The sequence below is a fragment of the Serratia nevei genome (assembly GCF_037948395.1).
Lineage (GTDB): Bacteria > Pseudomonadota > Gammaproteobacteria > Enterobacterales > Enterobacteriaceae > Serratia > Serratia nevei.
This window is the reverse complement of record NZ_CP149940.1, coordinates 4,351,055-4,375,579: the sequence shown is the minus strand read 5'-3', so window position 1 is coordinate 4,375,579 and position 24,525 is coordinate 4,351,055. Positions and strand designations below refer to the sequence as shown.

General features: G+C 61.5%; 19 protein-coding genes. 10 read left to right on the top strand and 9 right to left on the bottom strand.

The window, feature by feature from the left end; translation table 11 throughout:
• Nucleotides 1-31 precede the first annotated feature (31 nt).
• Nucleotides 32-1,672, top strand: a complete 1,641-nt coding sequence (locus tag V8N38_RS20990) for a thiamine pyrophosphate-binding protein (RefSeq protein WP_147840646.1) — start codon at nucleotides 32-34, stop codon at nucleotides 1,670-1,672.
• 40 nt (nucleotides 1,673-1,712) lie between these two features.
• On the opposite strand, the gene V8N38_RS20985 is transcribed toward V8N38_RS20990, so the two are convergent.
• Nucleotides 1,713-2,465, bottom strand: coding sequence for a M48 family metallopeptidase (locus V8N38_RS20985; protein ID WP_019456034.1), 753 nt, complete (start codon nucleotides 2,463-2,465; stop codon nucleotides 1,713-1,715).
• 238 nt (nucleotides 2,466-2,703) lie between these two features.
• On the opposite strand from V8N38_RS20985, the gene tkt reads away from it, so the two are divergent.
• The gene (gene tkt / locus V8N38_RS20980) at nucleotides 2,704-4,698 is read left to right on the top strand and encodes a transketolase (RefSeq protein WP_339102202.1); all 1,995 of its coding nucleotides are present in this window, start codon (nucleotides 2,704-2,706) and stop codon (nucleotides 4,696-4,698) included.
• 69 nt (nucleotides 4,699-4,767) lie between these two features.
• On the opposite strand, the gene brnQ is transcribed toward tkt, so the two are convergent.
• From brnQ to V8N38_RS20965, 3 genes are all read right to left on the bottom strand, one after another.
• On the bottom strand, nucleotides 4,768-6,090 hold the full coding sequence (gene brnQ, locus V8N38_RS20975) for a branched-chain amino acid transport system II carrier protein (RefSeq protein WP_141960217.1): 1,323 nt from the start codon (nucleotides 6,088-6,090) through the stop codon (nucleotides 4,768-4,770).
• 212 nt (nucleotides 6,091-6,302) lie between these two features.
• Nucleotides 6,303-7,184, bottom strand: coding sequence for a 2OG-Fe dioxygenase family protein (locus V8N38_RS20970; RefSeq protein ID WP_147840291.1), 882 nt, complete (start codon nucleotides 7,182-7,184; stop codon nucleotides 6,303-6,305).
• Nucleotides 7,185-7,214: 30 nt separating this feature from the next.
• Nucleotides 7,215-7,547, bottom strand: coding sequence for a tRNA-binding protein (locus tag V8N38_RS20965; protein ID WP_048234649.1), 333 nt, complete (start codon nucleotides 7,545-7,547; stop codon nucleotides 7,215-7,217).
• 293 nt (nucleotides 7,548-7,840) lie between these two features.
• Here V8N38_RS20965 and V8N38_RS20960 point away from each other — a divergent pair, with 293 nt between their 5' ends.
• From V8N38_RS20960 to V8N38_RS20945, 4 genes are all read left to right on the top strand, one after another.
• Entirely contained in the window at nucleotides 7,841-8,758 is a 918-nt protein-coding gene (locus V8N38_RS20960) for a DMT family transporter (RefSeq protein ID WP_084827173.1), read from the top strand.
• 166 nt (nucleotides 8,759-8,924) lie between these two features.
• On the top strand, nucleotides 8,925-10,013 hold the full coding sequence (locus tag V8N38_RS20955; RefSeq protein WP_060441366.1) for an ABC transporter substrate-binding protein: 1,089 nt from the start codon (nucleotides 8,925-8,927) through the stop codon (nucleotides 10,011-10,013).
• 78 nt (nucleotides 10,014-10,091) lie between these two features.
• The gene (locus tag V8N38_RS20950; protein ID WP_060422728.1) at nucleotides 10,092-11,861 is read left to right on the top strand and encodes an ABC transporter permease; all 1,770 of its coding nucleotides are present in this window, start codon (nucleotides 10,092-10,094) and stop codon (nucleotides 11,859-11,861) included.
• Nucleotides 11,854-12,924, top strand: a complete 1,071-nt coding sequence (locus V8N38_RS20945; protein ID WP_060422732.1) for an ABC transporter ATP-binding protein — start codon at nucleotides 11,854-11,856, stop codon at nucleotides 12,922-12,924. Before V8N38_RS20950 ends, V8N38_RS20945 begins: the two co-directional genes overlap by 8 nt.
• A gap of 30 nt (nucleotides 12,925-12,954) precedes the next feature.
• Here the strand turns inward: V8N38_RS20945 and V8N38_RS20940 are convergent, their stop codons facing one another.
• The 5 genes from V8N38_RS20940 to V8N38_RS20920 all read right to left on the bottom strand — a co-directional run bounded on the left by V8N38_RS20940 (nucleotide 12,955) and on the right by V8N38_RS20920 (nucleotide 19,669).
• Nucleotides 12,955-13,920, bottom strand: coding sequence for a PDR/VanB family oxidoreductase (locus V8N38_RS20940; RefSeq protein WP_038871117.1), 966 nt, complete (start codon nucleotides 13,918-13,920; stop codon nucleotides 12,955-12,957).
• Between the two features lie 41 nt (nucleotides 13,921-13,961).
• Entirely contained in the window at nucleotides 13,962-15,410 is a 1,449-nt protein-coding gene (locus tag V8N38_RS20935) for an NAD-dependent succinate-semialdehyde dehydrogenase (protein WP_060422739.1), read from the bottom strand.
• 47 nt (nucleotides 15,411-15,457) lie between these two features.
• Nucleotides 15,458-16,582: an aromatic ring-hydroxylating oxygenase subunit alpha gene (locus V8N38_RS20930; protein ID WP_147840292.1), complete on the bottom strand. Its 1,125-nt coding sequence runs from the start codon at nucleotides 16,580-16,582 to the stop codon at nucleotides 15,458-15,460.
• Nucleotides 16,583-16,608: 26 nt separating this feature from the next.
• Nucleotides 16,609-18,219 carry a BCCT family transporter gene (locus tag V8N38_RS20925; protein ID WP_102985217.1) on the bottom strand — a complete coding sequence of 537 codons (1,611 nt, stop codon included), beginning with the start codon at nucleotides 18,217-18,219 and terminating at the stop codon, nucleotides 16,609-16,611.
• A gap of 364 nt (nucleotides 18,220-18,583) precedes the next feature.
• Nucleotides 18,584-19,669: a tartrate dehydrogenase gene (locus tag V8N38_RS20920; protein ID WP_147840293.1), complete on the bottom strand. Its 1,086-nt coding sequence runs from the start codon at nucleotides 19,667-19,669 to the stop codon at nucleotides 18,584-18,586.
• Nucleotides 19,670-19,751: 82 nt separating this feature from the next.
• Here V8N38_RS20920 and V8N38_RS20915 point away from each other — a divergent pair, with 82 nt between their 5' ends.
• The 4 genes from V8N38_RS20915 (at nucleotide 19,752) to fbaA (ending at nucleotide 24,471) form a co-directional block, all read left to right on the top strand.
• Complete coding sequence (locus V8N38_RS20915; RefSeq protein WP_280524769.1) at nucleotides 19,752-20,711, top strand: LysR substrate-binding domain-containing protein; 960 nt, start codon at nucleotides 19,752-19,754, stop codon at nucleotides 20,709-20,711.
• A 313-nt stretch (nucleotides 20,712-21,024) separates the two neighbouring features.
• Nucleotides 21,025-22,041 (top strand): erythrose-4-phosphate dehydrogenase, encoded by a 1,017-nt coding sequence (gene epd, locus V8N38_RS20910; protein WP_004931582.1) that lies wholly within the window; start codon nucleotides 21,025-21,027, stop codon nucleotides 22,039-22,041.
• A gap of 70 nt (nucleotides 22,042-22,111) precedes the next feature.
• Entirely contained in the window at nucleotides 22,112-23,275 is a 1,164-nt protein-coding gene (gene pgk, locus V8N38_RS20905; RefSeq protein ID WP_025160206.1) for a phosphoglycerate kinase, read from the top strand.
• 116 nt (nucleotides 23,276-23,391) lie between these two features.
• The gene (fbaA, locus tag V8N38_RS20900) at nucleotides 23,392-24,471 is read left to right on the top strand and encodes a class II fructose-bisphosphate aldolase (RefSeq protein WP_025304179.1); all 1,080 of its coding nucleotides are present in this window, start codon (nucleotides 23,392-23,394) and stop codon (nucleotides 24,469-24,471) included.
• The last annotated feature ends 54 nt before the right edge of the window (nucleotides 24,472-24,525 follow it).

Below are 24,525 nucleotides of genomic sequence, written 5' to 3'. Positions count from 1 at the left end.
CCTAATAACGAATACCCTAAGAAGGCAGATGATGAGCGATAAAATCACGGTTGGCGAGGCGATAGCCCGGACTCTGGAACAGTATGCGGTGTCGGCGATGTACGGCATCATTTCGATTCATAATCTGCCGATCGCCGATGCGGTGGGGCAGCGCGATAAAATTCGCTTCGTGCCGGCGCGCGGCGAAGCGGGGGCGGTCACCATGGCCGACGCGCACGGGCGTTTCTCCGGCCTGGGCGTAGCGTTGACCAGCACCGGCGCCGGCGCCGGCAACGCGGTGGGGGCGATGATTGAGGCGCTCAATGCCAACACGCCGCTGCTGCATATCACCGGCCAGGTGGAAAAAGCCTATCTGGACGCCGACGCCGGTTTTATTCATGAAACCCGCGATCAGCTCGGCTTCCTGCGCGCCTGCTCCAAGCGCGCTTACCGGGTCAATTCGCCGGAGCAGGCGGTGGCGGTGATCGAACGGGCGATCCTGGATGCGCAAACCGTGCCCTGCGGCCCGGTGGCGGTCGAGATCCCGATCGATATTCAAAGCAGCCTGGTTCCCCGTTCGGTGCTGACCGAGCCGTTGGCGCCGGCGCCGCTGCCGAAGGCGGACGCTGCGGCGGTGGAACGGCTGCATCAGCGGCTGAAACAGGCCAAGCGTCCGCTGCTGTGGTTGGGCGGCGGCGCCTTGGCCTGCGGCGACGCGGTGCGCAAGCTGGCGGACGCCGGCGTGGCGGTGATCTCCAGCACCCACGGGCGCGGCATTCTGCCGGACAGCCATCCGCGCAGCCTGCGGGCGTTCCATAACTCACCGAGCATCGAAGCGATCCTGACGCAGTGCGATCTGACGCTGGTGGCCGGTTCGCGCCTGCGCAGCAATGAAACCCGTACCTGGACGCTGCCGCTGCCGCGCCCGCTGGTGCAGATTGACATCGATCCGGCGGCGGCCAACCGCAACTATCTGGCCGATGAACAGATCAACGGCGACTGTGCGGCGCTGCTGGCGGCGCTGGCGGCGCGGCTGGCCCCCGGCGAGAAGGTCAACGCCGAGTGGGATGCCGAGATCGCGGGGGCGGTGCAGCAGGCGGAGAGCGCGCTGCGCCAGCAGTCCGGTGAATACGCCAAACTCAACGACGCCATCGACGCCGCGCTGCCGCAGGACGGGCTGTTGGTACGCGATATCACTGTTTCCGGCAGCGTCTGGGGCAGCCGGTTGTTCCGGGCGATCTCGCCGCTGTGCAACATTCACTCGCTGGCGGGTGCCATCGGTATGGGGCTGCCGATGGCCATCGGCACCGCGATTGCCAACCCGCAGCGCAAGGTGGTGGGGCTGGTGGGCGATGGTGGTCTGGCGCTGGGCCTGGGCGAGTTGGCGACCATGGCGCAGGAACAGGTGAATATCACCCTGCTGATCATGAACGACGGCGGTTATGGCGTGATGCGCGGCATTCAGGACAAGTACTTCGCCGGGCGCCAGTATTACAACGAGCTGCATACGCCGGCGTTCACCCAGATTGCCGAAGCGATGGGGCTGAAAGCCTGGAAGGTGGACGCAGCGGCACAGTTCAACGGCGTGCTGGCCGAAGCGATCAACTACCCGGGGCCGTCGGTGGTCGAGGTGGACATGAAACAGGTCGGGCCGCTGACTTTCGCCGGGCCGCCGCAGAAAACGCTGTATTAATACGATAAAAAACGCCCGGCGATGCCGGGCGTTTTCGTGATTATTTCTCTGCCGCGATGCGATCGCGGATGTGCTGCGCACGCGCTTGGGAAGAAGGGTGGTCGTCGAACAGGCTGCTCTGGCGGCCGGCTTCCATCTGGGCCAGCTTCTCGAAGCTGGTGGCCAGGCCGTTCGGATCGATGCCGCGTTTTTTCAGCAGATCGAACGAGTAATCATCCGCTTCGCTTTCCTGCTTCTGCGAGAACTGGGCGCTGACCAGCTTCTCGCCGATGTCTGCCAGCTGCGACTGCGACAGCGAGCCGATGACGCCGCCGGCGGAGGACGCCGCGGTGCGCAGCGCCACGGTGCCGTAAGCCACCTGCATCGCCTTGCGGGTGTGGCCCAGCGCCACGTGGCCCATTTCATGGCCCAGCACGCCTTCCACTTCGTTGTCGTTCATCATGTCCATCAGGCCGCTGTAGACGCGGATGCAGCCGTTGGCCATTGCCCAGGCGTTGACGTCTTTGGTCACGTAGACCTTGTAGTTGGCCGGGGTGCCGTTGATGTTGTCGCCCAGCGCCGCGGCGATTTTGTTGAGACGCTTGGCGTAGGTGCTGTCGGCCGGCGCGATTTGTGCCTTGCTGTCCATCTCGGCGCAGGATTTATCACTCAGGGCCTTAACGTCGTTGTTGCTCAGGGTCGCCGCCTGGAATGCCTGGGCGCCGGACTGCATCAAGGTTTCGGTATTCAGGTTTTGACAGCCGGTTGCCAAGGTGGCAATGCCCAACGCAATCAAAGAGGTACGGATCTTCATAACGCCATCTTCCTGTGAAGGTAACAAGGTAAAAGAATCATTTTGCTTGGAGGAAATCTTGTCGCAAGAGCCTAGTGTACGTCAGACGGGGCGAGAATAGTGTTATTCCGAAAAAGCGTCCAATCGTGCTAATAAGTGGTGAACTCGCTCTCATTTGGCATTAGGGATTGCCGTTGTGATGTGGAGTCTGAGAAAATAGGGAACTTGACTGCTTTTTTTATCCGACCTGGAGTAAAACATGTCCTCTCGTAAAGAGCTTGCCAACGCCATCCGCGCACTCAGCATGGACGCCGTACAAAAAGCAAATTCCGGCCACCCGGGTGCCCCTATGGGCATGGCGGACATCGCCGAAGTCCTGTGGCGTGACTACCTCAACCACAACCCGACTAACCCGCACTGGGCTGACCGCGACCGTTTCGTGCTCTCCAACGGCCACGGCTCCATGTTGATTTACAGCCTCCTGCACCTCACCGGCTACGACCTGCCGATGCGCGAGCTGGAAAACTTCCGTCAGCTGCACTCCAAAACCCCAGGGCACCCGGAGTACGGCTACACCCCAGGCGTTGAAACCACCACCGGCCCGCTGGGCCAGGGCATCGCCAACGCCGTCGGCTTCGCCATCGCCGAACGCACCCTGGCGGCGCAGTTCAACCGCCCGGGCCACGACATCGTTGACCACCACACCTACGCCTTCATGGGCGACGGCTGCATGATGGAAGGCATCTCGCACGAAGTCTGCTCTCTGGCCGGTACCCTCAAGCTCGGTAAGCTGACCGCTTTCTACGATGACAACGGCATCTCCATCGACGGCCACGTCGACGGCTGGTTCACCGACGACACCGCCCTGCGTTTCGAAGCCTACGGCTGGCACGTGGTGCGCAACGTCGACGGCCACAACCCGGACGCCATCAAGGCCGCGATTGAAGAAGCCCGCAAGGTGACCGACAAGCCGTCGCTGCTGATGTGCAAGACCGTTATCGGCTTCGGTTCGCCGAACAAGGCCGGCACCCATGACGTGCACGGCGCCGCGCTGGGCGCCGCCGAAGTGGCCGCCACCCGCGAAGCGCTGGGCTGGAAATACGCCGCCTTTGAAATCCCGCAGGACATCTACGCCCAGTGGGACGCCAAAGAAGCCGGTCAGGCCAAAGAAGCGGCCTGGAACGACAAGTTCGCCGCCTACGCCAAGGCCTTCCCGGAGCAGGCTGCCGAGTTCAAGCGCCGCATGAACGGCGAGCTGCCGGCCAACTGGAAAGCCGACGCCAAGGCGTTCGTGGAAAAACTGCAGGCCAACCCGGCCAACATCGCCAGCCGCAAGGCGTCGCAGAACGCGCTGGAAGCGTTCGGCAAGGTGCTGCCGGAGTTCCTGGGCGGCTCCGCCGACCTGGCGCCGAGCAACCTGACCATGTGGTCCGGCTCGAAAGCGCTGAACGTTGACCCGGCGGGCAACTACATTCATTACGGCGTGCGCGAGTTCGGCATGACCGCCATCACCAACGGCATCGCGCTGCACGGCGGCTTCCTGCCGTACTCGGCGACCTTCCTGATGTTCGTGGAATACGCCCGCAACGCGGTGCGCATGGCGGCGCTGATGAAGCTGCGCAACGTGTTCGTCTACACCCACGACTCCATCGGTCTGGGCGAAGACGGCCCGACCCACCAGCCGGTGGAGCAGCTGGCGAGCCTGCGCGTGACCCCGAACATGAGCACCTGGCGCCCGTGCGACCAGGTGGAGTCGGCGGTGGCGTGGCAGTACGGCATCGAGCGCAACGACGGCCCGACCACCCTGGTGTTCTCGCGTCAGAACCTGACCCAGCAGCCGCGCACCGCAGAGCAGCTGGCGAACGTGTACCGCGGCGGCTACGTGCTGAAAGACTGCGCGGGCACGCCGGACGTCATCCTGATTGCCACCGGCTCCGAAGTGGGCATCACGGTGGAAGCGGCGGACAAGCTGACCGCGGCGGGCCGCAAGGTGCGCGTGGTGTCGATGCCGTCGACCGACGCGTTCGACAAGCAGGATGCGGCGTACCGCGAGTCGGTGTTGCCGGCGGCGGTAACGGCGCGCGTGGCGGTGGAAGCGGGTATTGCGGACTACTGGTACAAGTACGTGGGCCTGAACGGCGCCATTGTGGGCATGACCACCTTCGGTGAGTCGGCGCCGGCGGAGCAGCTGTTCGCCGAGTTCGGCTTCACCGTGGACAACGTGGTGGCCAAGGCGCAGGCGCTGCTGAAGTAAGCGGCCTGGCGCAAGCCGATAAAAAAGCCGGTCATCGTGACCGGCTTTTTTTATGGGCGTGACCCGTGCTTACGACGCGACGTTGGCGCTTTCGACGCTGCGCAACCGGTCATAAGTCGCCGCCAGCAACAGCACCAGCAGCGTAGGCTGCAGCCAGACCAGCCCCTGTTCGGCCAGCGGCAGCTTATCGAACCAGACGGGCAGCAGGCCGCTGAAGCTGGAGGCCTTCAGGCCGTCGGCGAGGCCAAACACCAGGCTGGTGGCGATCACCGGTGCGAAGACGCGCTTGGCGCTGCGCCAGCGGTTCTGGCTGAAGCTGAGCAACACTAGCGCGATGCAGGGCGGATAGATCGCCGTCAGCACCGGTAGCGAGACGCGGATCAGGTTGGCCAGCCCCATGTTGGAGACCAGCATGGCGAAGAGGGCGAGGATAACCACCAGCGTGCGGTAAGAGAGCGGCAGGTAGCGAGAGAAGAAGTCCGCGCAGGCGCAGGTCATGCCGACCGCCGTCACCAGGCAGGCGATGAACATCAGCACTGCCATAAAGACGCTGCCCAGATCGCCGAAGGTGTGTTGCACATAAGCGTGCAGGATTGCCGCGCCATCCTGAGCGCCACTCTCGACCAGGCTGCCGCTGCCGGCGCCGAGTTTGAACATGCAGATATAGACCAGCGTCAGGCCGACGCCGGCGATCAGGCTGGCCCACAGGGTGTAGCGCAGCAGCAGGCCGCTGTCGCTGACGCCGCGCGAGCGGGCGGCGGTGACGATAATCGAGCCAAACATCAGCGCCGACAGCGTGTCCATAGTTTGATAACCCTGCACGAAGCCGGTGGAAAACGCCGATGCCTGATAGCTGCCGACGGCGGAGACCGGTTCACCGGCGGGCCAAACCAGGGCGGCGATGCCGAGCGCGGCCAGCGCCAGGATTTTCAGCGGCGCCAGAATATGGCCGACGTTATCGAGCAACCGGCCGGGATACAGCGAGACGATCATCGCCAGGGTAAAGAACAGCAGGCTGTAGATGAACTGCGGCAGGGCGCCGTCGCCGGTGAAGGGCGCGATGCCGAGGGCGAAAGAGACATTGGCGGTTCGCGGCGTGGCGAACAGCGGGCCGAGCGCCAGATAGCAGACGGTCGCCAACAGCAGGCCGGCGGTGCGGCCGATGGGGCCGGTCAGCAGGCTGATGCTGCCGCCGACGCGCGCCAGCGCGATCACGGCGATCACCGGCAAGGCGACGGCGGTCACCATAAACCCGAGGGCGGCCGGCCACAGATGTTCGCCGGACTGCAGCCCCACCAGCGGGGGGAAAATGATGTTGCCGGCGCCGACAAACAGGGCGAAGGTCATAAAGCCCAGGGCGATAATGTCTTTCGGGGATAAATTCTTGGTCATAACGGTATGGCACTGCCTGTATTCATGAAATAAACGGCCTGCTGCGGAATGGATAACTGCAGAGGGCAGGCGCAGAGGGCAGCGAGCGCCCGCAAAATTTTCGTCTGGCAGGATATAATAATTCGGCGACAAAAACCTGATTAATCCAGCGCTGTTTATCCTGGCGTGAACCGGCCGCACAGAGGGATCATGGCGGCCGGCCCGGCTGCGCGTTAGCTCGCGCGCGCCACCATGTCTATCGACAGCGGGATTTCGATATGCGGTTTGAAAGAGTCATACGCGAAAGAGACGTGGCCGTCTTCGACCGGTTTGCGGGTGAAAAAGATCAGCATATCGCGGGTCGAATGCCGGCGTTTGTCCTGCGCTTCCACCGGTGAGAGGCTATGTTTGCGTTCATGATCGACAATCAGCAGGGTATCGAGGAAATGCCGATGCTGTATTTCGCCCAAAATCCATTCTGGCCGGGCCCGATCGAATTTGATCCCGCTGGTTTCGCGCATATCGTGAATAAAGGTCTTGGCGCTGTCGTCGGTCATGTTGTCGCAGCCGAGGAAGGTCGTCATGGTGTGGTCGACGCCGTCGCTGTGCACGCCTTCCAGCGCCGGTTCGCCCAGCATCTGCGGCGTGGTGACGGTGCGCAGGTTGAACACCGTGCAGACGAATTTGTTGATCTCCTGATTAAGCCGGGCGCGCGGCGTCACGCTCACGCCATCGATCACGTAGGCTTTGAATTTCATCAGCGCCTGGAATGCCGTATTCAACTGCAGATCGTCGTTGATGCCGCGGAAGTGGCGCACCTTGCCCGAATCGTAACGGATGAAGTCTTCCTCGACCGAGAGCACGAAAGGCTGGAATTCCAGCCGCTCAATCTGGGCGCGATCGAAGTCGAAACAGAAGCGGCCGTTTCTGGACTTGCGGAAAGGCAGCGTGGGATCGTCCGCCAGATTGCCGCTGACCTGCTGCAGCTTGGAGAAATCTTCCGGCCGCGCGCCCAGCGCCAGCAGGATCGCTTGCATGGTGGCACCGGGGATAAAGGCTGAACGGTGTTCCTGATACGCCTTTTTAACTTCATCAAGCAGGGATAACTGTCGCATTTCTCGGGGGCCTCACGAATGATGTGGCGATTATAAAATCTTGCTGCCGATCTCCACGTCGAAATCGGTTTTCAGCAAGACGGTGCCTTGATCCCGGGTGACCGCGGCAAGTACCAGCACTTCGGATTTAAATCCAGCAACCCGCCTGGCGGGGAAATTAACGACGGAGATGACTTTTTTGCCGAGCAGATCATCTTCCTGATAGTTTTCGCATAATTGCGCCGAGCTGTTTTTAATGCCAATTTCTTCGCCGAAATCAATGCGCAGCTTATAGGCGGGCTTTAACGCCTTGTCGTTATATTCCACGGAAATAATTTCGCCAATACGCATATCCAGTTTCATAAAATCAGTGATTTCGGCCATAAGTCAGTCCAGTTAATTAAGTGGCTTCAGGAAGGCTAGCAAAGGGGAATTATTCCGACAACGCCGCCAGGAGGGGAATAGTTATACCGGATGTAGCAATTAATTTACATTGTCGTAACGGGGTGGGATTAATTATAAGCTTGGTGAATTATATAAAATTGAAACGTCATGATTTCCCGCAAGTGTGTTCATTACGCAGGCTTGGGGGGGCCGGTGTCGGTGCTGTTAAGCCGGTGTTAAATTAGTTAGTATGTTCCGCATTAACTCATCAGCCGCATTTTTCAGGTAGTGATATGGAAATAACCCAGCGCGAAAAACGCGATCGGCGAAAGGCATTTATCGCGCCGTTTTTCCTGATATTAATTTGGTCGACCGGCTTTATTGCCGCGCGGGCGGTGGCGGATCATGCCGATCCCAACCTTTTCCTGACTTTGCGCTTTTTGATCGCCGCTGCGGTATTCGCCCTGCTGGCGCTGCATTGCGCCTGGCCCAAGGGGCGACAGTTCGTGATGCACCTGCTGACCGGCATGCTGATGAACGGCGTTTACCTCGCCGCAAGCTGGTGGGCGGTAGCGAACGGCCTGGCGGCCGGGGTGATGTCGCTCATTGGCGGATTGCAGCCGCTGTTCACCGCGCTGATTTTCGCGCTGGTGCTGCGCAAATCGATAGGATTGCGTTCCTGGGCTGGGCTGGCGGTTGGTTTTATCGGTGTTGCGCTGGTGCTCTCCCCTCGGCTGACCGGTATCGACGTCGGCAATATGGCGCTGTTGCCGATTCTGATGGGGTTTGGCAGCATCGTCGCGCTGACGATCGGCATCATGGTGCAGAAGTCTTCGCTGGCGGCGGCCGATCTGCGGGCGGCAGGCGCCATTCAGCACCTCGGCGCCGCGATCGTAACCGGCGTGCTGGCGGCCGTGATGGGCTCTGGCGCCTGGGACAATTCGCCGACGCTGTGGTTCTCGCTGCTGTGGTCGGCCGGCGTGTTGTCGCTGGGCGGCACCGCGCTGTTTATCTGGATGGTGCGCCACGGCGATTTGACTCGCATTACCGCGCTGATGCTGCTGGTGCCGCCGGCGGCGGCACTGCAGGCGTACGTGCTGTTTGGCGAGGCGCTGTCGCTGCTGCAGCTGGCAGGATTTGTGCTGACGCTGCTGGGAGTCGCCATCGTACAGCGAATTCGCCTGCTGCGGCGCTCTCGCTTGGCCGAATAGTCTGCAATAAGAAGTGCCGTAAAGCCCGCGCTGCCGGGCTTTTTTATTGGCTGAAAAATGGCCAACCTCACAAAACCGAAAGATAACAAAGCAACGGCGTTGCCTCGTCACACTTATTAACTATATGTTAATTTTTGGTTTATTAAATGTGATCAGGGGATGGATGATGATGAAAAAAATCAGCGCTACCGTAGCTGCAATCACCTTACTGGGCTCCGTTTCCGCCTATGCGGCCTTCCCGGCGGGCTATCCCGCCGACTATCAGAAACGGGTCGACGGCGCGAAGAAAGAAGGCAAGGTGGTGATTTACTCGACCACCGACACCAAGGCGGCGGCGCCGCTGATCCAGGGGTTCGAGGCGTTGTATCCGGGCATTAAGGTGGAATACAACGACATGAACAGTACCGAACTGTATAACCGCTTCATCAGCGAGCAGGCGGCCGGCGGCACCAGCGGCGACGTGGTGTGGAGCTCGTCGATGGACACCATTTTGAAACTGGCGGGCGATTACGCACAGGAATACGCCTCCCCCGAGCAGGCTCAGCTGCCGAAATGGGCGGTATGGCAAGATAAGGTGTATGGCACCACCTATGAGCCGGTGGTGTTTATCTATAACAAACGCCTGATCCCGCAAGGCGATGTGCCGGATTCGCACGCGGCGCTGGCTAAACTGATCGCCGGCCAGACGGACAAATTCAAGAAGAAAGTCACCACGTACGACATCGAAAAATCTGGCGTCGGCTTCATGCTGTCGGTGCAGGACTTCAAGGCCGATCCTAACTACTTCAAAACGCTGGCCGACGTGGCCAAGGGCGGGCTGGCGGTACAATCCTCCACCGGCACCATGATGGAGCGCGTCTCCTCCGGTGAAAACCTGATCGGCTTCAATATCCTCGGTTCGTACGCCGAGGCCCGCGCCAAGAGCGATCCGTCGCTCGGCATCGTCTATCCGAAAGACTATACCCTGGTGCTGTCGCGCGTGAGCTTCATCAGCAAAGAGGCCGGCAACCCTAACGCCGCCAAGCTGTGGTTCGACTACGTGCTGTCGGAAAAAGGGCAAAATATTCTCGCCAATCAGGCGGATATCCCCTCGATCCGCAACGACATCGAAGGCAAGAACGACATTGACGGCATGACCAAGCTGCTGGGCAACGCGCTCAAGCCGATCCCGGTCGACGATAGCCTGCTGGAATACCTGCAGCCGGCCAAACGCCTCGACTACATCAAACAATGGCGCGCCGCTGCGGCGAAATAACAGGGACTGCATTCGGACGCGCGCCTGCCTTAGAGGCGCGCGCCCTTTGGTCGGCGTTTACAACCATAGGGAGCATTTATGCAAGCATGGCGCAGAAAGTGGCAGAGCCTGCCGCGCGGCCTGGTGGTGTTGATAACCGCACTGGTTATCTATGTCCCCCTGTCGTTTATCATCATTCAAAGCTTCCTCTCGGCACCGTTCTTCTCTCCCTCCAAGGTCTTCAGCCTGGAGGCCTTCGAGTTCATCTTTACCGATCCGGATTTCTACAAGGCGCTGAAGAGCGGCTTTATTCTGGCATTCGGGCTGGTGATCATCGCCATCCCGCTCGGCGGCATTTTGGCCTTCCTGATGGTGCGCACCGATCTGCCGGGGCGGCGGATCATCGAGCCGCTGATTCTGGTGCCGATCTTCGTGTCGCCGATGGTGCTGGGCTTCGGCTACGTGGTGGCGGCGGGGCCGGTGGGCTTCTTCTCGCTGTGGGCGGAGGCGCTGCTGGGCTTCGTGCCGTGGAATATCTATTCGATGGCCAGCATCGTGGTGATTGCCGGATTGACGCACGTGCCCCACGCGTATCTGTATATCTCCTCGGCGCTGCGCAGCGTGGGCTCCGACGTTGAAGAAGCGGCGCGCACCGCCGGCGCCACGCCGCTGCAGGTCATGACCGCCGTCAGTCTGCCGATGGTGCGGCCGTCTATCCTGTATGCCGGAGTGCTGCTGTTCTTCCTCGGGCTGGAAGTGTTCGGCCTGATGCTGGTGCTGGGGGATCCGGAGGGCAACCTGGTGCTGGCGACCTACCTTTACCAGTTGACCAACAAGCTGGGCACGCCGTCTTACCACCTGATGGCGGCGGTGGCGGTGGTGCTGATCTGCATCACCATTCCGTTGGTGATGCTGCAGCGCCGGCTGATGCGTACCGCCAACCGTTTCGTCACCGTCAAGGGCAAAGCCTCGCAGGCCCGTGCGCTGCCGCTGGGCAAATGGCGCTGGGTGGCCGGCGCGGTGGTGGTGTTTTGGCTGACCGTCACCATCGGCGTGCCACTGATCGGCGTGGTGCTGCGCGCCTTTATCTCCAACTGGGGCGTGGGCGTGTCTGTTTGGGACGAGCTGTCGATCAACACCTTCCGCACCATCTGGGCGCAGCCCAACCTGCTGCGCGCCATCGTCAACTCAATGGCGATTGGGGTGATCGGCGGGGCGTTGGCGGTGGCGTGCTACCTGTTTATCGGCATCGCCATGCACCGCAAGCCGGATGGCGCCACGCGCTTCCTCGACTACAGCGTGCTGGTGCCGCGTGCGGTGCCGGGGCTGCTGGCCGGCCTGGCATTCCTGTGGGTGTTTCTGTTCCTGCCGATGTGGCTGGACAAATCGCTCAAGGAGGGCTGGCTGTCGGCGCTGCCGATGGCCGAGTGGCTGCGTGCTAACTGGATTGTCTGGCTGCGTTCGCTGCGCAGCACCATCTTCAGCGTCTGGCTGGCGTACACCGTGGTGTGGATGGCTTACGGCCTGCGGCTGATCTCTTCCACGCTGCTGCAGGTGGGGCCGGAGCTGGAGGAGGCGGCGCGCAGCGCCGGCGCCAGCCGCGGCCAGGTCACCCGTCACGTCACCATTCCGCTGTCGCGCTACGGCCTGATCGGCTCTTGGCTGCTGATGTTCCTGATCTTTGAGCGCGAATATTCTACCGGGGTGTATCTGCTGTCTCCGGGCACGGAAACCATCGGCTCGATGCTGGTTTCCCTGTGGGCCGCGGGCGCTATCGATATCGTCGCCGCGCTGTCGTTCATCAATATCCTGCTGGTGGTGCTGGGGTTGGGGATCGCCTTGCGCTTTGGAGTGAAATTACATGATTGAACTTTCGGTAGAGAATCTGCATTTGACCTATGGCGACAACCCGGTGCTGAAAGGGGTGTCGATGGAGCTGAAACGGGGCGAAGTGGTCTCGCTGCTGGGCCCGTCGGGCAGCGGCAAAACCACGCTGCTGCGGGCGGTGGCCGGGCTGGAGAAACCGAGCCAGGGCCGAATCGTCATCGGCAATAATGCGGTGTACAACGGCAGCGCGCGCAGCGAAATTCCCGCCGAAGAGCGCAATCTGGGGCTGGTGTTTCAGTCCTATGCGCTGTGGCCGCATAAAACGGTGTTTGAGAACGTCGCTTACCCGCTGAAGCTGCGTAAGATCGCCTCGGCGGAAATCACCCAGCGGGTGCAGGCGGTGCTGGATCAGCTCGGGTTGGGGCATCTGGCCAAGCGCCATCCGCACCAGCTTTCCGGCGGCCAGCAGCAGCGCGTGGCGATTGGGCGTGCGCTGGTCTACAACCCGCCGGTGATCCTGCTGGACGAGCCGCTGTCCAACCTTGACGCCAAGCTGCGCGAAGAGGCGCGGGTATTCCTGCGCGAGTTGATCATCAAGCTTGGCCTGTCGGCGCTGATGGTGACCCACGATCAGAACGAGGCGATGGCCATCTCCGATCGCATCCTGCTGCTCAACAACGGCAAAATCGAACAGCAGGGTACGCCGCAGGAGATGTACGGTTCACCCACTACGCTGTTCACCGCTGAGTTCATGGGCAGCAACAACCGCTTGCCGGGCAAGATCGTGGCGCTGGAAGGCGATCGGGCGCGCATCGAAGGCAAGGACTGGGCGCTGTGGGGCAAAGCGGGCGAAGGCGTGCAGGTTGGCCAGGAGGGCTCGGCGGTGATCCGCGTGGAGCGCGTGCGGTTGGGCGAAGATCCGCAGGGCAACCAGCTTGAGCTGCCGCTGTTGACCAGCATGTATCTCGGCGATCGCTGGGAGTACCTGTTCCGCACCGTGGCCGAGGATTTCGTGGTGCGCGCCTATGGCCACGAAGCGCGCAGTCAGGCGCTTTGCCGGCTCTCCCTGCCGGCCGAGCATCTGTGGATATTCCCGAAAGCCTAGTCAGGACGCCCGCAGACGCGGGCGCTCCGTTTACAGATCCAGCACCAGCCGGTTGCCTTTGGCGCGCGAGCAGCAGATCAACAGGGTTTGCTGCGCCGCGCGCTCTTCGTCACTGAGATACTGATCGCGGTGATCGGCTTCCCCCTCGACGATGCGGGTTTCGCAGGTGCCGCAAATACCTTCGCGGCACAGGCACTCGACTTTAGCCGCCTTGCTGTTTTCCAGCGCCTGCAGGATGGTCATGTCTTCCGCCACTTCAAGCTCAATACCTGAGCGGGCCAGCACCAGCGTAAAGGCGCCGCCCGCCGTGTCTTCGGCGGCGAAAGCTTCGCTGTGCAAGCGACCGGGGGCGATGCCCAGTTCGGCGGCGGTCCGGTAAACCGCTTCGTTCAGCGCCGCCGGGCCGCAGACGTAGATATGGGCGCCGGGCTCCACGTCGGCCAGCGTGCGTGCCAGATCCAACCGGCCGTTAAGGCTGGAGACATGGCAACTGACGTTGTCGGTGAACGGCGCTTGCGTCAGCTGCTGCTGGAAGGCGTTGTGTTCCTCGCTGTGGAAGCAGTAGTGCAGATGATAGCGTTGCCCGCTGCGCTGCAGCTCGTGCAGATGGGCCATAAACGGCGTGATGCCGATGCCGCCGGCGATCAGCACGTGATGCTGCGCCTCCGGCGCCAGCGCGAACAGGTTATTGGGGGTGCTGATGGTCAGCGTATCGCCGATCGCCAGCCGATCGTGCATGAAGTCGGAACCGCCTTTGGAAGGGGACTCACGGCGCACGGCGATCTGGTAACGGTCGAGCTCGAACGGTGAGCTCAGCAGCGAATAGGCATTGCTGTAACGCTGCTCGCCGTCCTGCATTTGCACGATGATGTGGCTGCCGCCGCTGAAGGCGGGCAGCGGCCGGCCTTGCGGATCCGCCAGGGTAAAGCGCTTGACCTGTGCGGTGACGGGTTCGATGTCGACGACGCGAACATCAAGCATCTGATAGCTGGTCATTCATTGGCTCCAAAGCGCGGGCGTCCCCGCGCATGAAAAAGTTATACCGCCTGGCACAGGTATTTGAGCTCCAGATAGTCTTCGATGCCGTATTCGGAACCTTCACGCCCCAGACCCGACTGCTTCACCCCGCCGAACGGGGCTACCTCGTTGGAGATAAGGCCGGTATTGATGCCGACCATGCCGTACTCCAGCCGCTCCGAAACGCGCCAGATGCGCGCCGCATCGCGGGTGTAGAAGTAGGCGGCCAAGCCGTAAATGGTGTCGTTGGCCTGGCGGATCGCCTCGGCTTCGTCATCGAACACCACCAGCGGCGCGACCGGGCCAAAGATCTCTTCTTCCAGCAGCAGCGAGCCAGGCTGCACGTCGCCCAGCACCGTTGGCGTGAAGAAATTGCCGCCCAGCGCGTGCGGCGTGGCGCCGGTCAGCACCTGAGCGCCTTTGCTCAGCGCGTCATCGAGCAGTTCCAGCACCTTGTCGCGCGCCTTGCGGTTGATCAGCGGGCCGATCTGCACGCCGGGTTCGAAGCCGTTGCCGACCTGCAGCGCCGCCACGCGGGCGACAAACTTCTCGGCGAACTGTGGGTAAACGCCGCGCTGCACATAGAACCGATTGACGCAAACGCAGGTCTGCCCGGCGTTGCGGTATTTGGCGATCAGCGCGCCTTCCACCGCGGCATCGATGTCCGCATCGTCAAACACGATGAACGGCGCGTTGCCGCCCAGCTCCAGCGACACTTTCTTGATGGTGTCCGAGCTCTGGCGCATCAGCAGCCTGCCCACCGGCGTGGAGCCGGTAAAGCTCAGCTTGCGCACCTGCGGGTGGCCGGTCAGCTCGGCGCCGATCGCCTGCGAGTTGCCGGTCACCACGTTGAACACCCCGGCGGGAATGCCGGCGCGCTCGGCCAGCTCGGCCATCGCCAGCGCCGAGTAAGGGGTTTCGTTGGCGGGTTTGACCACCAGCGTGCAGCCGGCCGCCAGCGCCGGCGCGGCCTTGCGGGTGATCATCGCCGCCGGGAAGTTCCAGGGCGTGATCGCCGCGCACACGCCGATGCCCTGCTTCAGCACCATCAGGCGTTTATCGCCGCTCGGCGAGGGAATGATGTCGCCATTGGTGCGCTTGGCCTGTTCGGCGAACCATTCGATAAAGGAAGCGGCGTAGCGGATCTCGCCCAGCGACTCCGCCAGCGGCTTGCCTTGCTCCAGCGTCATCAGGCTGGCCAGATCCTGCTGGTGTTCCAGCATCAGTTCGAACCAGCGGCGCAGCAGCTGGGCGCGTTGCTGTGCCGGCAGCGCGCGCCAGCCTTCCAGCGCCTGCTGGGCGGCGTCGATCGCCCGTTGGGTTTCGGCCGTCGCCATGTTGGGCACGCTGCCGATGAGTTGGCCGGTGGCGGGATCGCTCACCGGCAGGGTTTCCTGGTTGTCGGCATCGCGCCATTGCCCGTTGATGTAGGCCTGTTGGCGGAATAGCGCCCGATCGGAAATATTCACAAAGAACCTCACAAGTCAGGGGGAGGGGGCCCGTGGGCCCCGTCGCATCAGGGTTGATAAACCTGCGCCAGCAGGTTGTGGAAGTGGGCGATGCCGTGTTCGCTGACGCCGCTGCCGGCGCCGTCGGCCATGATGCGCCCCTGGCCGCGATAGCCGCGCGATTTGAGGCCTTTTTGCACGCTCTCCACCAGCCGCAAATCTTCCGGGCGGAACACGTCGCGGTACCAGTCGATCAGTTTGAGCTGCTCGTCGCTCAAATCGGCGTTGGTGAAGTAGATGTCGTAGTGCTGCAGGGTGGTTTCTGCATCGACCGGGAATTCATAGATCACCGTCATCATGCCTTCCAGCGGCGGCATGTTGAACATGGTGCACGGCCACAGCCAGATGCCGTGGAAGCTGGCTTCTTTACCCTCTTCAAACTTGAATGACTGCTCGGAAGGGCGGGCGTAGCCGAACTGCAGCGTCCAGTTGCCGTGCAGGGTGTGCCAGTAGCGGTCGACCTGCACCGAGTCGGCGAAGCCGGGGTGTGCCGGGCCGCAGTGGTAGCACTCGAGGTAGTTGTCGACGATGTTCTTCCAGTTGGCCGGGGTACGGGTGACGAAGCGCGCCGCCAGCTTGAGATCGTCGACCTGCGGGCAGGCTTCGCGCACTTTGGCGCCGAGGCCCGGCAGCTGGTCTTCCACCGTGCCGGCCTGCGAGTCCAGATTGACGTAAATAAACCCGGCGTACTCTTCGACCCGCACCGGCATCAGGTGCGAGTTTTCCTTATCGAAGTTCTGCACGTTTTCGCAGTTGCGCGCGTGCGCCAGTTCGCCGTCCAGCTTGAACGCCCAGGCGTGATAAGGGCAGGTGATGACGTTTTTCGCCCGGCCGTCGCCCGCCAGCAGCTGGTGGCCGCGGTGCGGGCAGACGTTGTAAAAGGCGCGCAGCACTTTGTCGCGGCCACGCACCACCAGAATGTTTTCACCGATGATCTCGCGGGTGATGTAGTCGTTCGGTTCGGCGAGCTCGCTGCGGTGCGCCACGCAAATCCAGCTGGTGGCGAACACCTGCTCTTTTTCGTGCTCGAACGCCGTCTGGTGGGTATAGAACCGGGCCGGAATGGTGTAAGCCTCGCGGGCGTCGGCGCAGAAATCTTTCGGTAAGGTAAATTCAGGGATCAGAGTGCTCATAAGTTAACCTTCCTCTTTTCTTATTGTCATTTCGCCATAGGGCGCGGTTGATACGACGATGGAGCGGAGAGTTCGGCGGCCGGCGGCGCCTCGGGCAGCGCCGGCGCGCTGCTTTCGATCAGGTGAGCCGGAATGGCCGCGTAGTCCTGCTTCAGCCAGCGGGCAAAGCCGTAGGTTTTCACCAGCAGCACCAGCAGGAACGGCAGCGCGGTCAGGATCACCGTGGTTTTCATGGTGTCCAGCGAGGCGCCGGTGAACAGGATCGACAGCGGGATCAGGGTGATCACCACGCACCAGAACAGGCGCAGCATCGGGCTGGGATCTTGCCCCTCCTGCAGGTTGCGGGTGCTGGTGGCGGCCATGGTGTAGGCCACCGCGTCCATGTGCGAGGCCAGGAAAATGATCATGATGAACAGATAGGCGGCCAGGAACAGCTTGCCGAGCGGCAGCGCCGTCAGCAGCATCTGCACGGCGGTTTCGCCGCCCTGGGTGCTGAGGATCTCCGGCACGTTGAGCTGCCCGCTGATGAACTGGTGCATGGCGTAGCTTTCCAGCGAGCCGAAGAAGAACCAGCAGCCGAGGGTGCTGCCGAGCAACAGCGCCCAGATCACCTCTTTAATCTTGCGGCCGCGCGAGACGCGGGTGACGAACATCGCCACGCCCGGGGTGTAAGAGATCCACCACAGCCAGTAGAACACCGTCCAGCTGCGGCTGAAGCTGCCGTCGCCCATCGGATCGGTGAACAGGCTCATCTGCAGGAAGTTTTGCGCCGTCAGGCCGATGGCGTTGATGGTGTTGTTGATGGTGAACTCGGTGGGGCCGACCAGCAGCACCAGCCCGGCGAAGGCGAATGCTCCCCAGCCGACCATTTTGCTCAGGCGCTGCATGCCGCCGTCGATGCCGATGTAGGAGCTGAGGCAGAAAATCACCGCCGCCAGCAGGATCACCGTCGCCTGCACCACGAAATTGTCGGGGATGCCGGTCAGCGCCGTCAGCCCGCGAGTAAAGGTGGAGGCGGTCAGCACCAGCGAAATGGTGAGGGCGCCGACGGTGGCGACCAGGAAAATCAGATCCACCATCCGCCCGATCGGGCCGTTGGCGCGCACGCCGGTGATGGCGGAAATGATCCCCGACAGGCTGAGCCCTTTGTTCTTACGCACGTGGAAGTGGTAGGCCATGATCAGCGAGGCGAGGGCATAGGTTGCCCAAGCGCTCAGGCCCCAGTGGAAGAAGGAGTAGCTGATGCTGTATTCCAGCGCCTTCGGGGTGCGCGGCGCGATGTTCAGCCCTGGCGTCTGGTAGTAATACGCCCACTCCATTACCCCCCAATACAGGGTGGACGAGCCGAGGCCGGCGCAGATGAACATGAACAGCCAGGCCAGCGTGGAGTATTGCGGTTTGCCTTCGCCGAGGCGGATGTTGCCGTATTTGCTCAACGCCAGATACAGCACCACCAGCAGGGCGATCAGCACCAGGATTTGAATGGTTGAACCGAACAGCCGGGTGACGCCGTTGAAAATGGTGTTGGCGATAAGCGCGGATTGAGCCGGAAAGAGCATCAGGCAAATGGCGATCAGCGCAATACTGCACAGGCTGATGGCGATGAGCGTGACATCCTTTTTAGGGGTGCTCTGCATGGGAGTGAACTCCTGTTATCGGTGGTGGGCCGGTGCGCGAAGCGTAGGGTGCGCCCGGGCCTTATTGGTTTGAACCCTTTGTTTTGTTACACCGCGAGGAGCAAACGCCCCGGCAAAACGCCGCCGAGAATATTTACTCTTCATTAACATTTTCGAGTGTGCACAAATTACAGGAGGGCCACAATTGGGGCATCTGTAAAAGGATAAAACACAGTATGTAAACAATTTGTTGTGATCTTGGCCGGGGTATTGGCGTGCTTTCTGCGGTGGTTTTCAGCGGATTTGCGGCGGCGATCGAAGCGGAAAAACGGACGTGGCAAAGCAGGGCGCGAAAGGGCGCCCTGCGCAGGAAAACCGGTGATGCTTAGCGTTGCAGCAGGGCGGCGATCGCCTGGCCAACTTGCTGGGTGGAGGCATCGCCGCGCATGTCCGGCGTGCGCGGCCCGTCGGCGATGATGCGCTCGATCGCCTGCAGGATGCCGTCGTGCGCCTGGCGGTAACGGGCATCGCCGTCGCCGAGGAAATCCAGCATCATCGCGCCGCTCCAGATCATGGCGATCGGGTTGGCGATGTTCTTGCCGAAAATGTCCGGCGCCGAGCCGTGTACCGGTTCGAACAGCGACGGGAAGTTGCGCTCCGGGTTCAGGTTGGCCGACGGCGCAATGCCGATGGTGCCGGTGCAGGCCGGGCCGAGATCCGACAAAATATCGCCGAACAGGTTGGAGGCCACCACCACGTCGAAGCGTTCGGGAGTCAGCACGAAGCGCGCGCACAGAATATCGATGTGCTGTTTGTCCCAGGCGATATCGGGGTACTGGCGCGCCATCTCCGCCACGCGCTCATCCCAGTACGGCATGCTGATGGCCATGCCGTTGGACTTGGTGGCGGCGGTCAGGCGTTTGCGCGGGCGCTGCTGCGCCAGCTCGAAGGCGTATTTCAGAATGCGGTCCACGCCCTGACGGGTGAAGACCGATTCCTGGATCACCATCTCGCGTTCGGTGCCTTCGAACATCCGCCCGCCGAGCGAGGAGTATTCCCCTTCGGTATTTTCGCGCACCACGTAGAAATCGATGTCGCCCGGCTGTTTGTTCGCCAGCGGGCAGGGCACGCCGGGAAACAGCCGCACCGGGCGCAGGTTGACGTACTGCTCGAAGTCGCGGCGGAATTTCAGCAGCGAACCCCACAGCGAAATGTGATCGGGCACCGTATCCGGCCAGCCGACGGCGCCGAAATAGATGGCGTCGAAGCCCTTGAGCTGCTCAAACCAATCGTCAGGCATCATCTGGCCGTGGTGCTGGTAGTAGTCGCAGCTGGCCCACTCGAAGGTGTTGAATTCCAGCGACAGATCCCAGCGCGCCGCCGCCGCCTGCAATACCCGTATGCCTTCCGGCAACACTTCCCGCCCGATACCGTCCCCGGGGATAGCGGCAATCTTGTAAGTTTTGCTCATACAGAGGTCTCATTTGTAGGTAGGGGAGATTGACAACACTGTTATCCTATAATTGACTAACTGTTAATCAATCTCGAAAACGGTGAAACATAAAACACGAATCATGAACAATATGCCGATCCTGAGTGACCTGCGGGTGTTCGTGCTGGTGGCGCGCCGCGCCGGGTTTGCCGCCGCCGCCGAAGAGCTGGGCGTGTCGCCGGCCTTTATCAGCAAACGCATCGCGTTGCTGGAAAAGGCGCTGGACGTGTCGCTGCTGCACCGCACCACGCGGCGGGTGGCGATCACCGAGGACGGCGAGCGCATCTACGAATGGGCGCAGCGCATTCTCAACGATGTCGATCAGATGATGGACGAACTGTCCGAGGTGCGTCAGGCGCCGCAGGGCATGCTGCGCGTGGTCAGCAGCTTCGGCTTCGGCCGGCGCTTCGTGGCCCCGGCGCTGTCGGCGCTGGCGCGGGAGTATCCGCAGCTGGAGCTGCGGCTTGACGTGTCCGATCGGTTGGTGGATCTGGTCAGCGAAGGGTTCGATCTGGATATCCGCATCGGCGACGATATCGCCCCTAATCTGATCGCGCGCAAGCTGGCGGACAACCAGCGCATCCTGTGCGCTTCGCCGGCGTATCTGCAGCGCCACGGCGTGCCGAAAAGCGTGGCGGAGCTGGCGGGCCGCGCTTGCCTGGTGATCAAGGAGCGCGATCACCCGTTCGGGCTGTGGCGGTTGCAGGGGCCAGGCGGCGAAGAGACGGTGAAGGTGACGGGGGCGCTGGCGTCGAACCACGGCGAAATCGTGCACCAGTGGTGCCTGGACGGGCAGGGCGTTGCGCTGCGTTCCGCCTGGGACGTGAAAGAGAACATCGACAGCGGCAGGTTGGTGCACATTCTGCCGGAGTATTTTCAGCCGGCCAACATCTGGGCGGTGTACGTTTCCCGGCTGGCAACGTCGGCGAAAGTGCGGGTGACGGTCGAATTTTTGCGCGACTATTTCCGTGAGCACTATGGCGAAACGGGGGCGGCGAGTGAAAATTCGCCGCGGCCTTGAGGCCAAAAATGTGCGCCAGATCATCTTATGCTCGTAAAACTCCCCTCCGTTACTTGTGGAACTGTTGCACCTGTTCCTTTTGCCAAAACTTTGGTTTATGCTCAGCTGAAGCGTTTCAGTTGAAGCACTCTTCGACAGAAATGCCGATGTGACGGCGGCGAAAAGCCGCTGAAGCGCGGGAATAATGCAAACGCGGCGATTCACAGCGGGCGGTGCGATCCACTACTCTATGCGGGTTAGTGAGACAACCAGTCAGCGCCGGCCCGGCGCCGGTGAGTCAGCCCGGCGGGGACGGCCCTTTTTCAGGAGCAGCATGACCATCCGCATAGCGATAAACGGCTTTGGCCGCATCGGCCGCAGCGTATTGCGCGCACTGTACGAATCGGGACGACGGGCGGAAATCTCCGTGGTGGCGATCAACGAGCTGGCGAATGCCGAGGGCATGGCCCATCTGCTGAAGTACGATTCCAGCCACGGTCGCTTCGCCTGGGATGTGCGGCAAGAGTGCGACACGCTGAGCGTCGGGGACGACGCGATTCGCCTGTTGCATCAGCCGGCGGTGGAGCAGTTGCCCTGGGGCGAGCTGGGCGTCGACGTGGTGCTGGACTGCAGCGGCGTGTACGGCAGCCGGGCGGATGGCGAAGCCCATCTGGCGGCGGGGGCGAAGAAAGTGCTGTTCGCCCATCCGGGCGGCAACGATCTGGACGCTACCATCGTGTTCGGCGTCAACCATCAGACGCTGTTGGCGGAACATCGCATCGTGTCCAACGCCTCGTGCACCACCAACTGCATTATTCCGGTGATCAAGCTGCTGGACGACGCCTACAGCATCGAATCCGGCACCGTGACCACCATTCACTCGGCGATGAACGATCAGCCGGTGATCGACGCGTATCACGCGGATTTGCGGCGCACCCGCGCGGCGAGCCAGTCGATCATTCCGGTCGACACCAAGCTGGCCGCGGGCATCACCCGTATCTTCCCGCAGTTTTGCGATCGCTTCGAGGCGATCTCGGTGCGCGTGCCGACCATCAACGTGACGGCTATCGATCTCAGCGTCAGCGTGAGCGCCGCGGTGAAGGTGGCGGAGGTCAACCAGCTGTTGCAAAAGGCCGCACGGGAGTCATTTCGTGGTATAGTTGACTACACGGAATTACCATTGGTCTCGATCGATTTTAACCATGACCCGCACAGCGCTATCGTCGACGGTACGCAGACCCGGGTCAGCGGGCAGCACCTGATAAAGACCTTGGTCTGGTGCGACAATGAATGGGGCTTTGCCAATCGGATGTTGGATACCACACGGGCAATGGCCGCCAGCGGTTTCTAGTACGGCGGCGCCGGCGTGACAGGCGCGCTGCTCAGGCAATTTTATAGAGATTCAATAAAGAGGGTTCACCATGTCTGTAATTAAGATGACCGATCTGGATCTGGCGGGTAAACGCGTACTGATCCGCTCCGATCTGAACGTGCCGGTAAAAGACGGTAAAGTGACTTCCGACGCGCGTATCCGCGCTTCCCTGCCGACTATCGAAGCTGCGCTGAAGCAAGGCGCCCGCGTGATGGTGACCTCCCACCTGGGTCGTCCTACCGAAGGCGAGTACAACGAAGAATTCTCCCTGCTGCCTGTGGTCAACTACCTGAAAGATCACCTGAAATCCCCAGTGCGTCTGGCGAAGGATTATCTGGATGGCGTCGACGTCGCCGAAGGCGAACTGGTGGTGCTGGAAAACGTCCGTTTCAATAAGGGCGAGAAGAAAGACGACGAAACCCTGTCCAAGAAATACGCGGCGCTGTGCGACGTGTACGTGATGGACGCGTTCGGCACCGCGCACCGCGCGCAGGCTTCCACCCACGGCGTGGGCAAGTTTGCGCCTGTCGCCTGTGCCGGCCCGCTGCTGTCCGCCGAGCTGGAAGCGCTGGGCAAGGCCCTGGGCAACCCGGCCCGTCCGATGGTCGCCATCGTGGGCGGTTCTAAAGTGTCCACCAAACTGACCGTGCTGGATTCCCTGTCCAAAATCGCCGATCAGCTGATCGTCGGCGGCGGCATCGCCAACACCTTCGTGGCGGCGCAGGGCAACAACGTGGGCCAGTCCCTGTACGAACCTGACCTGATCCCGAACGCGCAGAAACTGCTGGAAACCTGCGACATCCCGGTTCCGACCGACGTGCGCGTCGCGACTGAGTTCTCCGAAACCGCGACCGCAACCGTGAAGCAGGCCAACGAGATCCAGGACAACGAGCAAATTCTGGATATGGGCGACGTCTCTGCCGAGCGTCTGGCCGTTATCCTGAAGAACGCCAAGACCATTCTGTGGAATGGCCCGGTTGGCGTATTCGAGTTCCCTAACTTCCGTAAGGGCACCGAAATTGTCGCCCGCGCGATCGCCGATAGCGACGCTTTCTCTATCGCTGGCGGCGGCGACACTCTGGCAGCCATCGATCTGTTCGGTATCGCTGACAAAATTTCCTACATCTCCACCGGCGGTGGCGCATTCCTGGAATTTGTTGAAGGGAAACCGCTGCCTGCAGTCGTGATGCTGGAAGAGCGCGCTAAGCAGTAATTCAGACAACGGGAGGCGAAAGCCGCCCGTTTGTTTTATACCGCGCGGCTAATGCTGCGCGGCGTGAAAACATCGATTTACATCCATCTACGGCCGACGAAACAGGACAAAGTAACATGTCTAAAATTTTTGATTTCGTAAAACCGGGTGTCATCACGGGTGATGACGTTCAGAAAGTCTTCGCAGTTGCTAAAGAGAACAACTTTGCGCTGCCAGCGGTAAACTGCGTGGGTACCGACTCCATCAACGCAGTGCTGGAAGCCGCGGCTAAAGTGCGCGCGCCGGTCATCGTTCAGTTCTCCAACGGCGGCGCCGCGTTCATCGCCGGCAAAGGCGTGAAGACCGATGTGCCTCAGGGCGCAGCGATTCTGGGCGCCATCTCTGGCGCACACCACGTTCACCAGATGGCTGAACACTACGGCGTGCCGGTGATCCTGCACACCGACCACTGCGCGAAGAAACTGCTGCCATGGCTGGACGGCCTGCTGGACGCCGGCGAGAAGCACTTCGCCGCTACCGGCAAACCGCTGTTCTCTTCCCACATGATCGATCTGTCTGAAGAATCTCTGGAAGAAAACATCGAGATCTGCAGCGCCTACCTGAAGCGCATGGCCAAAATCGGCATGACGCTGGAAATCGAACTGGGCTGCACCGGCGGTGAAGAAGATGGCGTGGACAACAGCCATATGGACGCATCCGCTCTGTACACCCAGCCGGAAGACGTGGCTTACGCGTACGAAAAACTGAACGCCATCAGCCCGCGCTTCACCATCGCTGCCTCCTTCGGTAACGTGCACGGCGTGTACAAGCCAGGCAACGTCAAGCTGACCCCGACCATCCTGCGTGATTCTCAGGACTACGTGTCCAAGAAATTCAACCTGCCGCACAACAGCCTGAACTTCGTGTTCCACGGCGGTTCCGGTTCTACCGACGCAGAGATCAAAGAGTCTGTGGGTTACGGCGTGATCAAGATGAACATCGACACCGACACCCAATGGGCGACCTGGGACGGCATCCTGCAGTACTACAAAGCGAACGAAGCTTACCTGCAGGGCCAGCTGGGCAACCCGAAAGGCGCCGATCAGCCGAACAAGAAATACTACGATCCACGCGTATGGCTGCGCGCAGCGCAGACCAGCATGGTGACGCGTCTGGAGCAGGCCTTCAAAGATCTGAACGCGGTAGACGTTCTGTAATCTTCGGCACCTGTTGCACGATGCAAAAGGCTCCCTGCGGGGAGCCTTTTTCGT